This is a genomic window from Rothia sp. HMSC069C03 (assembly GCF_001811075.1).
Lineage (GTDB): Bacteria > Actinomycetota > Actinomycetes > Actinomycetales > Micrococcaceae > Rothia > Rothia mucilaginosa.
Window position 1 is genome coordinate 249,213 of sequence record NZ_KZ627140.1, and the last position, 13,206, is coordinate 262,418.

General features: G+C 59.6%; 10 protein-coding genes and 2 tRNA genes. 8 read left to right on the forward strand and 4 right to left on the reverse strand.

Translation table 11 applies throughout. From position 1 onward, the window contains the following. Nucleotides 1-72 precede the first annotated feature (72 nt). The gene (gene pepN, locus HMPREF2779_RS08170; protein ID WP_049337988.1) at nucleotides 73-2,622 is read right to left on the reverse strand and encodes an aminopeptidase N; all 2,550 of its coding nucleotides are present in this window, start codon (nucleotides 2,620-2,622) and stop codon (nucleotides 73-75) included. Nucleotides 2,623-3,001: 379 nt separating this feature from the next. Here pepN and HMPREF2779_RS08175 point away from each other — a divergent pair, with 379 nt between their 5' ends. Together HMPREF2779_RS08175 and HMPREF2779_RS08180 are read left to right on the forward strand one after the other, a co-directional pair. After that, entirely contained in the window at nucleotides 3,002-3,493 is a 492-nt protein-coding gene (locus tag HMPREF2779_RS08175) for a ribose-5-phosphate isomerase (protein ID WP_005505713.1), read from the forward strand. Between the two features lie 103 nt (nucleotides 3,494-3,596). After that, nucleotides 3,597-4,481, forward strand: a complete 885-nt coding sequence (locus HMPREF2779_RS08180; RefSeq protein WP_105361272.1) for an Fpg/Nei family DNA glycosylase — start codon at nucleotides 3,597-3,599, stop codon at nucleotides 4,479-4,481. A gap of 106 nt (nucleotides 4,482-4,587) precedes the next feature. On the opposite strand, the gene HMPREF2779_RS08185 is transcribed toward HMPREF2779_RS08180, so the two are convergent. Further along, nucleotides 4,588-4,833, reverse strand: coding sequence for a hypothetical protein (locus tag HMPREF2779_RS08185; RefSeq protein WP_083309675.1), 246 nt, complete (start codon nucleotides 4,831-4,833; stop codon nucleotides 4,588-4,590). Nucleotides 4,834-5,190: 357 nt separating this feature from the next. Beyond that, nucleotides 5,191-5,261, reverse strand: a tRNA-Gly gene (locus HMPREF2779_RS08190). Between the two features lie 268 nt (nucleotides 5,262-5,529). Here HMPREF2779_RS08190 and HMPREF2779_RS08195 point away from each other — a divergent pair. From HMPREF2779_RS08195 to HMPREF2779_RS08220, 6 genes are all read left to right on the forward strand, one after another. After that, nucleotides 5,530-5,604: transfer RNA gene (locus HMPREF2779_RS08195), tRNA-Pro, on the forward strand. A gap of 107 nt (nucleotides 5,605-5,711) precedes the next feature. Continuing rightward, nucleotides 5,712-7,013 (forward strand): trigger factor, encoded by a 1,302-nt coding sequence (gene tig, locus HMPREF2779_RS08200; protein WP_105361273.1) that lies wholly within the window; start codon nucleotides 5,712-5,714, stop codon nucleotides 7,011-7,013. A 320-nt stretch (nucleotides 7,014-7,333) separates the two neighbouring features. Beyond that, nucleotides 7,334-7,987 (forward strand): ATP-dependent Clp protease proteolytic subunit, encoded by a 654-nt coding sequence (locus tag HMPREF2779_RS08205; RefSeq protein ID WP_005505718.1) that lies wholly within the window; start codon nucleotides 7,334-7,336, stop codon nucleotides 7,985-7,987. Between the two features lie 5 nt (nucleotides 7,988-7,992). After that, the gene (locus HMPREF2779_RS08210) at nucleotides 7,993-8,682 is read left to right on the forward strand and encodes an ATP-dependent Clp protease proteolytic subunit (protein WP_012903382.1); all 690 of its coding nucleotides are present in this window, start codon (nucleotides 7,993-7,995) and stop codon (nucleotides 8,680-8,682) included. Between the two features lie 442 nt (nucleotides 8,683-9,124). Further along, entirely contained in the window at nucleotides 9,125-10,492 is a 1,368-nt protein-coding gene (clpX, locus tag HMPREF2779_RS08215; RefSeq protein WP_070686543.1) for an ATP-dependent Clp protease ATP-binding subunit ClpX, read from the forward strand. 189 nt (nucleotides 10,493-10,681) lie between these two features. Further along, nucleotides 10,682-11,323 carry a DsbA family oxidoreductase gene (locus tag HMPREF2779_RS08220; RefSeq protein WP_105361274.1) on the forward strand — a complete coding sequence of 214 codons (642 nt, stop codon included), beginning with the start codon at nucleotides 10,682-10,684 and terminating at the stop codon, nucleotides 11,321-11,323. A 140-nt stretch (nucleotides 11,324-11,463) separates the two neighbouring features. Here HMPREF2779_RS08220 and HMPREF2779_RS08225 read toward each other — a convergent pair whose 3' ends face one another. Further along, a complete protein-coding gene (locus HMPREF2779_RS08225) occupies nucleotides 11,464-13,062 on the reverse strand; it encodes an LssY C-terminal domain-containing protein (RefSeq protein WP_049337994.1) in 1,599 nt (532 codons plus the stop codon). Between the last annotated feature and the right edge of the window lie 144 nt (nucleotides 13,063-13,206).

Below are 13,206 nucleotides of genomic sequence, written 5' to 3' on the forward strand. Positions count from 1 at the left end.
GGGACGAATAAAAACCCATGAGTAAAAACCTATGAGAGCAGGTGGCGAACCCGCCTCAGCTCACAAGCATTGTTAAATGTCAGCCGCCTGAACCTTCAGCGCACGAGCCACGCCGTCGCGTGCCTCCGCAATCTGACGGTACAGAGCCGCAGCATCCTCAGGCAGAGAAGCCAGGTACGCCTCGGTACGCTCCAGCAACTCAGCGGTCGGCTCGCTCGGGTACATGCCACCAATAATCTGCATGGAAATCTCGTGCGAACGCGAACGCCAAATACCCTCAATCTGCTCGAAGTACGGCTCATCGTACTGGGCAATCAGCTCGGGCTTGCCGGACTTGAAACCGGAAATAGCGTAACGCTGAATCATGTTCGACAGCTCGCCGGTCACCATGATCTTGTTCCAGTACTCAGCCTTAGCCTCCGCAGTCGGAATCGATGCGTATGCCTGAGCGGCGTACTGCTGACCGTTCGCGGTGTTGTCGTTCTCCAACTCCGCAGCGATCTGCTCGGCGGAGAAACGGCCACCGGTAGCCAGGCGGCACACCAGGTTCCAACGCAGGTCGGCGTCAATGTCCAGGCCCTCAAGGGTCAGCTCACCCTCGAAGAGGCGCTGCACATTGTCGTACTGCTCCTCGGTGCGGGTCTGGTTGATGAACGCCTGCAGCAGCTGCAGCTGAGCATCCGAGTCGGGCTCTGCAACGCATGCCAGCTCCCAGAGACGGTCAGCGGCACGGTGGCGGGTCTCCTCGCGAGCCTCAGGAGCCACGAAGGAGTGCAGGGTAGCGGACAGGTTGTTGATCTGGGTGCGTAGAGCGGTGGAGTTGGTCTCCTTACCGATGTTGTTCAGCACCAGGTCAACGTACTTACGTGCCGGCATCTGAGCGTCACGCACGGTATCCCAGAGCGAACCCCAGACCACGCCGCGAGCCACGGACGAATCAATGTCGCCCAGGTGCTTGATAGCGGTCTCGATGGAACGCTCGTCCAGGCGAATCTTAGCGTACGCCAGGTCCTCATCGTTCAGCAGCAGCAGGTCGGGGCGCTTCTTGCCGAGAGCCTCCTCAACCACGGTCAGCTCGCCGTCAATATCCAGCTCGATGCGGTCGGTGCGGGTCAGCTTGCCGTCCACCAGGTTGTAGAAACCAATTACTGCACGGTGCGGGCGCAGGGTCTCGAAGCCCTCAGCGTAGGACTGGCGGATACCCAGGTTCGAAATGTTGCCCGCCTCGTCATTCTCAACCTCAACGGCGAGAGTGTTCACGCCAGCGGTCTCAAGCCACTTAGCGCTCCACGCACGCACGTCACGGCCGGAGGTGCGCTCCAGCTCAACCAGCAGGTCGTCCAGAACGGTGTTGCCCCAGCTGTGCTTATCGAAGTACACCTTCAGAGCAGCCATGAAGTTCTCCTGGCCAACCCACGCCACCATCTGACGCAGCACCGAAGCGCCCTTCGCGTACGTAATGCCGTCGAAGTTCACCTGAACATCGGCAAGGTCACGAATCTCAGCCACAATGGGGTGAGTCGAAGACAGCTGATCCTGACGGTACGCCCAGGTCTTCTCCGACGCGGCGAAGGTAGCCCACGCCTCCTTCGCGTAGCGGGTATTCTCCGCAGCAGCCAGGGTCGACATGAACTCAGCGAAAGACTCATTCAGCCACAGGTCGTTCCACCACTTCATGGTGACCAGGTCGCCGAACCACATGTGAGCCAGCTCGTGCAGAACGGTGATAGCGCGGCGCTCACGCAGAGCCTCCGCAACCTTGGAACGGAAGACGTAAGTCTCCAGGTAGGTCACGCAGCCAGCGTTCTCCATCGCACCGGCGTTGAACTCGGGCACGAACAGCTGATCGTATTTCTCGAACGGGTACGGGGTCTTGAACTGCTCCTCGTAGAACTCGAAGCCCTGACGGGTCAGCTCAAACATGTCCTCAGCATCCACGAACGGCATGAGGGACTTACGGGCGTACACGCCCAGCGGAATCACGCGATCCTCAGAGTTGGTCAGCTCGCTGGTGACCTTCTCGTAGGGGCCAGCCACAATCGCGGTAATGTACGAAGACATGCGCGGGGTCGGCTTGAAGAACCAAGTCTTCGCACGGCCGCAACCGCACTCCTTCTCCTCAACCTTCACCTCGGGCTGGTTAGACACAACCACCCAGTGCGAGGGAACGCGCACAATAAACTCGAATTCAGCCTTCAGGTCGGGCTGCTCGAAGACGGGGAACACACGGCGGGAGTCCGGCACCTCAAACTGGGAGTACAGGTACACTTCGCCGTCGGCGGGGTCTACGAAACGGTGCAGACCCTCACCGGTGTTGGTGTAGAACATCTCTGCGTCAATGACCAGGGTGTTCTCAGCCGCCAGGTTCGGCAGCTGGATGCGCTCGCCGTCCGCCAGGTCGGTGCTCAGCTCTTCGCCGTTGAGGTTAATGGACTTGACCGAGGAGGTGATGGCGTCAATGAAGGTGGAGGCACCTTCCTGAGCATCGAAGCGGATTTCAACCTTCGAGGAGAAGACGTCTTTGTCCTTCGGAAGGTCAAGTTCAATACGGTACGAGTGCACGCGCTTAATAATGGATGCGCGTTCGATTGCCTCATTGCGGGTTAGGTTCAGGCCGGGCATACAGCTCCCTCTCCTTAGATGTGAATAGCGTGCCGTGTTGACACGCCCTGTCATGGTGCGCTGGTTCCCGAGGTGCGTGGCTCCTGCGACGCTGCATACGTAGCGCTGGAGGCGTTCAAGCTTGGGCGCGGCGAATCGGGACACCAAAAAGTGCCATACCCCACAGTCTACCGTATAGGTGGGGGTCTAGAAGGCTCCGCATTACCCGAACCCGCGCGAATTCGATACAGTTAAGACAGAAAAACCCCAAACGGGGAAGCGCATCCCACCTGATGGATGCGCGGCGCACTCTAGTAACGGCGCTCAGAACTGAGAACCGGCGCCTCCCACGAACGCACAAACGCACGTCACACCAAGACAAAATCACCAGGAGAGTACCATGCGCGTACACATCGCAACCGACCACGCTGGCCTCGAACTGAGCCACTACCTGATTGAGTCCCTCACCGCTGCGGGCTACGAAATGATTGACCACGGCCCCGCCGACTACGACCCGCTGGACGACTACCCCTCGTTCTGCATTAATGCAGCCCTTGGCGTGAAGCGTGACCGCGAGGCTGGCCTGGACTCCCTGGGTATTGTGCTGGGCGGCAGCGGCAACGGTGAGCAGATGGCTGCGAACAAGGTTGATGGTATCCGCGCGGCTCTGGCGTGGAACCACGACACCGCGGCACTGGCTCGCGAGCACAACAACGCACAGGTCGTTGCTGTGGGCGGCCGCCAGCACAGCAAGGAAGAAGCACTGGAAATCATCAAGGTCTTCCTGGCTACCCCCTGGACCAACGAGGAGCGTCACGCACGCCGTATCGGTCAGCTGGCTGAGTACGAGCAGACCGGCGACATTGCCGGCAAGCAGATTGACGCTGCCTAAGCTCTAAAATCTGAGGCGCATAGTGCAGGCTATGCGCCTCAGTCGTTTCTGCATCCCATATAATCCGCACTATTTCTAGCCGACAAGTTTTCGAGGAGAACCCGTGCCCGAAGGCCACTCTATCCACCGTATCGCCCGCCAAATCAGTGACGTCTTCACCGGCGAGCGCGTGCAGGTTTCCTCCCCGCAGGGCCGCTACGCTGAGGGTGCCGCCCTGCTGGATGGGCACACCATCACCGGGGCGTACGCGCACGGTAAGCACCTGTTCGTGACCTTCGAGAACGACCTGACCCTGAACGTGCACCTGGGTATTTACGGTAACTGGAGCTTTGGCGGGGACGAGACGTTCACGGGTGCTTCGAGCATTGGTGCGCCCCGCAAGATCGGCGAAAAAGAATACGCCGCGGGGGAGGGGGAACCTTACGCCGGTCCTCCCGAACCGAAGAGTACGGTGCGTTGCCGTATTGTTTCGGAGCACGGCTGGGCGGATCTGGTGGGCCCGACTATCTGCCGCACCCTCACCCCGGAGGAGGTGCGCACCGTCCGCTCCAAGCTCGGCCCCGACCCGCTCAACCCGGATGCCGACCCCGAACAGTTCTACCGCGCGGCACGCAAGAGCTCCCGCCCGATTGGTGTGATTCTGATGGATCAGGCGGCAATCTCCGGTGTGGGTAATATCTTCCGCGCCGAGTCGCTGTATCGCCAGGCAATTGACCCGCTACGCCCCGGCAAGAGCCTCAGCGACGAGGAGCTGGAGCGACTCTGGGAAGACAATAAGCACCTGCTGGTCATCGGCGTGCGCGTGGGGCGCATCATCACCACCGAGCCTGAAGACCGCCCCGGCGTGCCCGAAACCGAAGCGTGGCCCGACCACGCCAACTATGTGTACATGCATCACGGCGAGCCCTGCCGCCGCTGCGGAACCACCATCCGCATGGAAGAAATCGCAGGCCGCAAACTCTACTGGTGCCCCGGCTGCCAGATGTAGTGGTATCCGGCTCTAACTCACGGCTGTGGATACGAGAAAAGCGAGGAGTCCTCGATAATAAATTGGGGCTCCTCGCTTAGCTCTACTGCTCTGATTTTGTGAGGGCTTATGAAGTGAAGATGAATTTCTCGCCCTTAGAGAGGCACTGAGCCCACTCCTTCAGCTGTGCATTATCAATATTTCCACCCTGTTGCTTCACAAACTTCTGCAGTTCCGGCAGAATCAACTCCACCGGTTTACCCTTCATAGTTGAGGCGATGCGGTCAAACTCATGCTGATACTTCTGAGTCGTTGTAGCAATCTGTTGCTGTACGAGCTTTTCCAAAGCTTTTTCATTAATCTTCAAGGTCACTGGATTTTCCTATCTGAAATAGATTACTTTCGAATAAGTGTACCATGTTTTGGGGTAAATATTCGTACCTGTTTCCTATTGCTTTATTGGGGTGAAGTTTTTAGGTGGGGTAAGTGCGGTAGGGGCTCCGTGTGTTGTCGGGGATGACGAGCTGGAGCGTGCGGATTCCGAGCGCGCGAGGAAACAAATCCGCATGCGGAAGCGGTTCCCACGATTCGTTCAGGATAGTTCTCGAGGGGATGACGGGCTGGAGGGCGAAAATCCCGAGCGCGCGAGGGAATGCATTTTCGCCCGTAAGCGATTCCCGGCATCCCCGAGCACAAAAAATCCCCCCGACAACGTCGGGGGGATTGTGCGAGGGGATGACGGGAATCGAACCCGCGTAATCAGTTTGGAAGACTGAGGCTTTACCATTAAGCTACATCCCCGGAATGGAACTTTACCATAGTAGCGAGGTTCCATCTGCGCTGTCAAACTCTTTGGCGTGTTGGCGCGGTTTTGCGTGGTGGCCTTTGCCTGTTCTTGTGGGCGCTCGCCTCCTCTTTTTGTGCCGGTCTGCGCATCCTTATTAGGGGAGTACGCGCTCAGTGGAAATAAACCGTGCACGAGCCGCTGTGTTGGGCATTTAGCGGGAAAACAGGTAAACTAGGGCACTGACTGTGTTAAACACGCAAGTGCGCAACACGGTCGGTTTCACGGGGCGTGGCGTAGCTTGGCTAACGCGCCTGCTTTGGGAGCAGGAGATCGCAGGTTCGAATCCTGTCGCCCCGACGTGAAACGGTTGCCGCGACGCTACAAGGTCGTGGCGCTCTTTCCACTAAGCAACCGCGGCACACACGATTCGTGCCGCACCGAAACTATATGAGGAGATCACGGACGTGAAGACCGCCGTCGAGAAGCTCAACCCGACCCTCGCAAAGATTGAGGTCGAGGTTCCCTTCGCAGAATTCAAGCCCTACCTGGACCGCACCTACAAGAACCTCTCGGGTCAGATCAGCGTTCCCGGCTTCCGCAAGGGTAAGCTGCCCAAGCAGCTCATCGAGCAGCGTGCGGGCTTCGACTACATCGTCGAGGCATCCCTGAACGACGCTCTGAACGACTACTACGCACAGGCACTGGGCGAGAACGAACTCTCCCCCCTGGCACAGCCCGAGCTGGACGTTCAGTCCCAGCCCTCCACCGAGAACCGTGAGGCAGACGTCAAGCTGACCATCACCGTCACCGTCCGCCCCGAAATCGAGCTGCCCAACTACGAGGGCCTCGAGGTTGAGGTTGACGAGGTAGAGGTCACCGCTGAGGACGAGGTTCAGGCACTGGACGCTCTGCGTGAGCGCTTCGGCACCCTGAAGACCGTTGAGCGCCCCGCAGCTGACAAGGACTTCGTGACCATCGACATCGCAGCTGAGATCGATGGCGAGCAGGTTGACGCAGCAAACGACCTGTCCTACCAGATTGGTTCCGGCACCATGCTCGACGGCATCGACGAGGCTCTGACCGGCCTGTCCGCTGGCGAGGACGCAACCTTCGAGACCAAGCTCTCCGGTGGCGAGCACGCAGGCGAGCAGGCTGTCATCAAGGTCAAGCTCTCCGCAGTCAAGGAGCGCGAGCTGCCCGCAGCTGACGACGAGTTCGCACAGCTGGCTTCCGAGTTCGACACCATCGACGAGCTGAAGGAAGACATCAAGAAGCAGGTTGCAGAGGCTAAGGTTGCCGAGCAGGGCACCCAGGCACGCGACAAGGTCCTCGCAAAGCTCGTTGAGCTCGTTGAGATCCCCGTCCCCGAGAAGGTTATCGAGGACCAGCTCGAGCAGCACTTCAACAACCCCAACGCTGAAGCAGGCCACGACACCGAGGAGCACCGCGCCGAGGTTCGCGAGAACACCGAGACCGCATTCAAGAACGAGATGGTTCTCGACGCTGTTGCGGACAAGGAAGAAGTGACCGTTGACCAGGCTGAGATGATCAACTACATCATCACCATGAGCTCCCAGTACGGCATGGACCCCAACCAGTTCGCACAGATGCTGGACGGCTCCGGCCAGGCAGGCGCACTGGTCGGCGAGGTTCGCCGCTCCAAGGCTCTCGCAGCAGTGCTGAAGACCGCAGCGGTCAAGGACACCAAGGGCAACGTTGTTGACCTGTCCAAGTACCTGGGCGAGGGCGAAGAGGCAGCTGCCTAAATCCCCCGCCACGGTCTGCAAAAAGCCACCCCGCTAGAGGGCGTGAGCTGATTGCTTGAAACGTGTAGCCTCAGCGGGCATCCACCGAATTACTGGTTGGGTGCCCGCTGAGGCTCTTTTCACCTCAAACTATTCCGCCCTCAAGTTATTCCGTACCGAGGTTTTCGCCTTTGCTTCACCCCCTGGCGAACGAACAACCCGAAGGGAAGCGGGGGAGAGCAACTATCGGTAAGGTAGTAGCAACGAAACTTTTCGCGTGCGCTCCGGCGCGTAAATCGCGCAAAGACGCAGCGAAGACCTATTAGAGAAGAAGAGGAAGAATGTCCAGCTACATGCCTCTGCCCATCGGCGCCTCCCAGGCAGCCGGCGTGGCGCCCGCGCCGTCTATGGCAACCCCCATCGTTGGTGCCCAGGAAGATTACGTCTACAACAGCCTCCTGAAGGAGCGCATTATCTGGCTCGGCTCCGAGGTGCGCGACTCCAACGCCAACCTCATCTGCTCCCAGATGCTGCTGCTCTCGGCTGAAGACCCCGAGGCAGACATCTACCTGTACATCAACTCTCCCGGCGGCTCCGTCACCGCCGGCATGGCCATCTACGACACCATGCAGCTCATCCCGAACGACGTGGTGACCGTGGTGACCGGCATGGCAGCATCCATGGGTCAGTTCCTGCTCACCGCAGGCACTATCGGCAAGCGCTACGCAACCCCGAACGCCCGCATCCTCATGCACCAGCCCCTCGGCGGTATTGGCGGTACCGCATCGGATATCCGCACCCAGGCTGAGCTGATTCTGGACATGAAGAAGCGCCTGGCAGAGATCACCGCTGAGCGCACCGGTAAGAGCCTCGAAACCATCCTGAAGGATAACGACCGCGACAACTGGTTCAATGCGGAAGAAGGCCTGGAATACGGCTTCTTCGACCACATTGCCACCACCGCCGGTAAGCTGCCCGAATCGAAGAACGCATAAGGGAGATGCACATGAACTACCTGCCGAACGATATCACCACCTCGGCGCCGGCTATGCCGAGTAACCGCTACGTGCTCCCCAGCTTCGAGGAGCGCACCCCCTACGGTTACAAGCGTCAGGACCCGTACGCAAAGCTGTTCGAGGACCGCATTATCTTCCTGGGCACCCAGGTGGACGACGCATCCGCTGACGACATCATGGCTCAGCTGCTGGTTCTGGAGGCGCAGGACCCCGAGCGTGACATCACCCTGTACATTAACTCGCCCGGCGGTTCCTTCACCGCGATGACCGCTATCTACGACACCATGCAGTTCATCCGCCCCGAGATCCAGACCGTGTGCCTGGGCCAGGCGGCATCCGCGGCGGCGGTTCTGCTGGCTGCAGGTACCCCCGGCAAGCGTCTGGCACTGCCGAACGCTCGCGTGCTGATTCACCAGCCCGCACTGAGCGGCCAGCAGGGCGGTCAGGCTTCTGACATTGAGATTCACGCGAACGAGGTTATGCGTATGCGTGAGTGGACTGCACAGACCTTGGCACTGCACTCGGGCAAGACCTACGAGGAAGTTGACCGCTCCATTGAGCGTGACAACATTCTGACTGCGGCTGCTGCCCTGGAGTACGGCCTGGTCGATAAGGTGCTGGAGTCTCGTAAGCTGCGTAAGCCTGCGACCAACACCGCTATTTCCCACACCTAAACTTTAGTTTTGAGGAATACCCCGGAGCGTTTTTCGGGGGAGGGGCGGCATCGCTCCGTGTGCGAGCCTTCGGGCTGGTGCGCGGTACGGTGCCGCCTTTTTGTGCCCGCTGATTTGTGCCCGCCAGGTGGGGGCGGCGAGACAAGCTGATATCTGGTGTTGACCTGCGCTTTCTTGCCGGAGTATCAGCCCCGCCGCCGTCATAAAAGACGCGCTTTGTCATATGCCCGGTAAGTCCGTTCATTTGCGGTGCGTAATTCTTGGTTCCGGGGTGAACTCCGGTAGCCTTAGAGAGGGAGAAAATTCGAGTATTTCATACCGGTTTCTCACTCAAACCACGGCACCCACCACCCACCGGTGCCCCTCCTGAGAAATCACCGCAGACATCAGGTCACTGACCCTTCTGCACCGATTTCACCACGCCGATCGAAAGGGAATCTTCGTGGCCACAGACATCATTGTGCCTCCCGAACAGCCCAACGCCAGCATGCGATGCTCCTTCTGCAAGAAGACTCGCGCGCAGGTTTTCAAGATTGTGCTCGGCCCGAACGTTTCCATCTGCGATGAATGCGTGGAGCTGTGCGAAGAGATCCTCGCTGAAGAGCGTCTGAAGGTGAAAGCCCCCGCGGCGGCGCCTGCATCTCAGTTGGCTACTCCGCGCGAAATTTACAGCTACCTCAACGACTACGTCATCGGTCAGGACGCGGCGAAGCACACCCTGGCGGTGGCGGTGTACAACCACTACAAGCGCATCCACGATATTGATAACCCGGTGCTGACTTCCCGCATTCTTTCGGCGACCGCGGGGGAGCAGGTGGAGCTGGGCAAGTCAAATATTCTGATGCTCGGACCGACCGGCTGCGGTAAAACCTACCTGGCGGCAACCCTGGCGAAGAAGCTGGATGTGCCCTTCGCCCTGGTCGACGCAACCACCCTCACCGAGGCGGGCTACGTGGGTGACGACGTGGAGAACATTCTGCTGCGCCTCATCAACGCCGCTGACGGTGATATTGCCAAGGCTCAGCGCGGCATCATCTACATTGACGAGATCGACAAGATTGCCCGCAAGGGCGGCGAGAACCTCTCCATCACCCGTGACGTGTCCGGTGAGGGCGTGCAGCAGGCGCTGCTGAAGATTATTGAGGGCACCGTGGCGACCGTACCGCCGGAGGGCGGACGCAAGCACCCGGCACACGCGAATATTGAGATTGACACCTCGAACATTCTCTTCATCGTGGCTGGCGCCTTCGACAATATCGACGACCGCATCGCAGCCCGCGTGGGTGCCGGCGGTATCGGTTTCGGTGCTGAACTGGGCGGTTCCGTGAAGAACCCGCTGGACCAGATCATGCCCGAGGACCTGGCGCACTACGGCATCATCCCCGAGCTGATTGGCCGTCTGCCGGTCATCTCGACCCTGAGCGAGCTCAACGAAGAAGAGCTGGCTCGCGTGCTGACCGAACCGAAGAACGCGCTGCTCAAGCAGTACCGTCACCTCTTCGCCCTGGACGGCGTGGAACTCATCATCGACGACGCAGCAGTCGCGGCTATTGCGCGCCTCGCCGCCGAACGCGGTACCGGCGCCCGCGGCCTGCGCTCCATGATGGAGCAGATTCTGCAGCCGATTATGTTCGACATCCCGGACCGCACCGACGTGGTGTCCATCGTCATTGGTGAGGACACCGTGCTCAACGGCACGGAACCCCGCTACGTGCTGCAGGCGCCCGATCCTGAAGCCGAGACCACTCGCACCGTGACGGAGGAGGCGAAGGCCGCCTCCGTGAAGGAAACGGACCGTCAGGCGGCATAACCGAATACTTCCAGCCGATAAGGCTAGGGAATAAAGAAGCCGTCGCCCCGGTTATACGGGGTGACGGCTCACTAGCAGGTACCGCTCTCGTTGGCATGTCCTGAAGAGCGTGTGCTGAAGAGCGTGTACCGAAGAATAAGCGCCGGCTCATAGTAGCGGCTGGCGCAACCGTATGAGAGAGGAACACTCATGGCTGAGAACGCACCCGCACAGGTTGATTTTTGGTTCGACCCGATTTGCCCCTGGTGCTGGATTACCTCCCGCTGGATTGGTGAGGTGCAGAAGGTCCGCAACGTTGAGGTGACCTGGCGCCCCTTCTCCCTGTCCATGCACAACCAGGGCCGCGACCTGCCCGCCGACTACCAGGCAATGATGGACCAGTCCTGGGCGCCGACCCGCCTCATTACCGCTGTGCGTGAGCTGCACGGCAACGAGGTCATCAAGCCCCTCTACGACGCTCTGGGTGAGCAGATTCACCACAACGACAACAAGGCTGATTCCTACCGTGACGCAATCGTCAAGGCGCTGGAGGAGGTCAACCTGCCCGCAGCGCTGGCGGATGTCGCCTTCACCGATCAGTACGATGAGCAGATGCGCGCCTCCCTGGACCTGGCACTGGAGACCGTGGGCGGCACCGATGTGGGTGTTCCGCTGATTTCCATTAACGGCACCGCTTTCTTCGGCCCTGTCATCTCCCCGAGCCCCGCCGGTGAAGAGGCAGGTAAGCTCTTCGATGGCGCCCTGGCGCTGGCTTCCTACCCCGGCTTCTTTGAGCTCAAACGCCCCCGTAACGTGGGCCCGATTTTCCACGGCGAAAAGGGCGAAGCCTAAGAACCCTGCAATGTGCTGAGATTCCTGCAATGTGCGCAGGCTCTGTAGAGTCTGCGGGTTCAGAGCAAAAAAGTACCGCCCGGTCATGTACTGACCGGGCGGTACTTTTCTATTCACTATGTTGCGCTGAAACGTGCAATCTACGCGCGGTGAGCGCTACTTGCAGAGGTAGCTTTGCGTGCCTTCTGCGCATTGTGGGCCTTCTGCGCTTTCTGGGCCTGCGCCTTCTGTGCTTTCTTTGCCTTGCGCTGAGCCCTGTGCTTGAGAACCTTCGGGTGCGTTGCGCGCTGCACGATCTTCGTATCACGCATATGGAAGGTGCGGGTTGCCGTGTACTGAACCGCTGCGTCCGAGGTGAACGCCAGCATTGCGAAGACCGCAACGCCCAGCTGGAAGAAAATCGTGGACAGTGGCAGGGACTGGTGCCCCCACAGCACGCCGCCGGTAATCGCCGCGAAGTTCAGAGCCGTCAACAGTAGAGCCAGGCGGCGAGCCTTCGACGAGCCGCGCAGCGTGCTCCACAGCAGGAACAGGTGCACCGCCGAATAAATCGCCACGAAACCAATTAGCACCGTACTGGTAACGGTCAACAGCATGTTGCTATCCACCTGATCGAAGAGGTTCAGCAACTCAAGGTCATTGCCGGAGCCTTCCTCCAGTAGCTTGGCGCGCATCGCCGGGCGGTTAAGCGCCAGAATGACGCTGTTGATAATGTCTGCGAGGGTCACGGCGATGAGCATACCCGAACCGACCAGCAGGCTCAGCGGCATGCGGTACGCCAGGTCGTGCGCGCTGGAGAGGTGAATTTCTTCCTGCTCCTGCGGCTCCAGGCCCTCGTTGTTCAGCACGATGACCGGGAGCGCGCCGTCCGTGCGGATCGCGTCGCCGCCGCCGTTACGGGCGTGGTAACCGGAGGAAAAATCGTGCAGAATCTCAACGTGAGTTTCCGGGTGAGCGTACTGAATGGACTCCACAATGTAGTCACGTTCAAAGTCGGTTTCGGCGTCAATGCGGTGCGTGACCTGCAGGGTGAAGAAGCTGAAACCCACACCGGAGTCGTACGTGCCCGCCGCCAACCAATCCACCTGGTGACCGCCCGGCAGCAACCAGCCGTCCGGGGTTTTCCAGAAGCGTACGTGGTGGCGTTTCTCGGGGTTGCCGTCCACTTCCTTCTGATAGGCGAAAGCCTGCGTCTTGCCAAAAATTTTCAGCGGGGAGACGGGCGCCTCCGCGTAGGAACGGCGGGTGATGGTGGAGAGAATAATCTTCCAGGAGGAGACGAGGGTGACGTCGTCAGCGCGGGTCCAGCCGGCGTCCTGCATGACCTGGTGAATCTGCTCCTCGGTACCAATCAGACCGATATTGACTGGGTCGCCGAGCAGACCGTCCGGGGTGCGGGTGCGCCCAATAAAGTAGTCGGGCACGTAGATGCGGGTCATGATGGCGTGAAAACGCGGTAGCGTCAGGTATGCGGTGACCGCCCAGAAAATGAAGGCGATGGGGAAACCCCAAAAAGAGTGGCCGACCGTATTCGCCAGAATCATGAAGGTCAGCACGAGGGCCGCGACGCCGGCGAAGATGAAGAAAATAGTGTCCCAGAAATCGACCCACAAGCTACGCGGGACGAGGTCTTGCGCCGCGCCGCGCGCGTCAATATCACCACGGTAGACCGGTGGTGAGGTAACTGGGGGAGCGACATCGCTACGTATAGGCCGCAGGACGCGTTTTTGGTGGGACATTCCCGCCCTTTCTGCAACATAGTTAGGGTTTTTGAATATCCATAACTATAGCAAGGGGCAGGTCGTGTGAAGTATGCATTCCGGGCAGGGCTTAATCGCTTGGCTCGATTGCCCCGCCGCAGAAAAACGCGGTACCAACGTGAA

Excerpts from the sequence above, each read along its gene's own strand:
- pepN (WP_049337988.1), bottom strand. The coding sequence starts at position 2,622 with ATGCCCGGCCTGAACCTAACCCGCAATGAGGCAATCGAACGCGCATCC.
- HMPREF2779_RS08175 (WP_005505713.1), top strand. The coding sequence starts at position 3,002 with ATGCGCGTACACATCGCAACCGACCACGCTGGCCTCGAACTGAGCCAC.
- HMPREF2779_RS08205 (WP_005505718.1), top strand. The coding sequence starts at position 7,334 with ATGTCCAGCTACATGCCTCTGCCCATCGGCGCCTCCCAGGCAGCCGGC.
- HMPREF2779_RS08210 (WP_012903382.1), top strand. The coding sequence starts at position 7,993 with ATGCACATGAACTACCTGCCGAACGATATCACCACCTCGGCGCCGGCT.
- HMPREF2779_RS08220 (WP_105361274.1), top strand. The coding sequence starts at position 10,682 with ATGGCTGAGAACGCACCCGCACAGGTTGATTTTTGGTTCGACCCGATT.
- HMPREF2779_RS08225 (WP_049337994.1), bottom strand. The coding sequence starts at position 13,062 with ATGTCCCACCAAAAACGCGTCCTGCGGCCTATACGTAGCGATGTCGCT.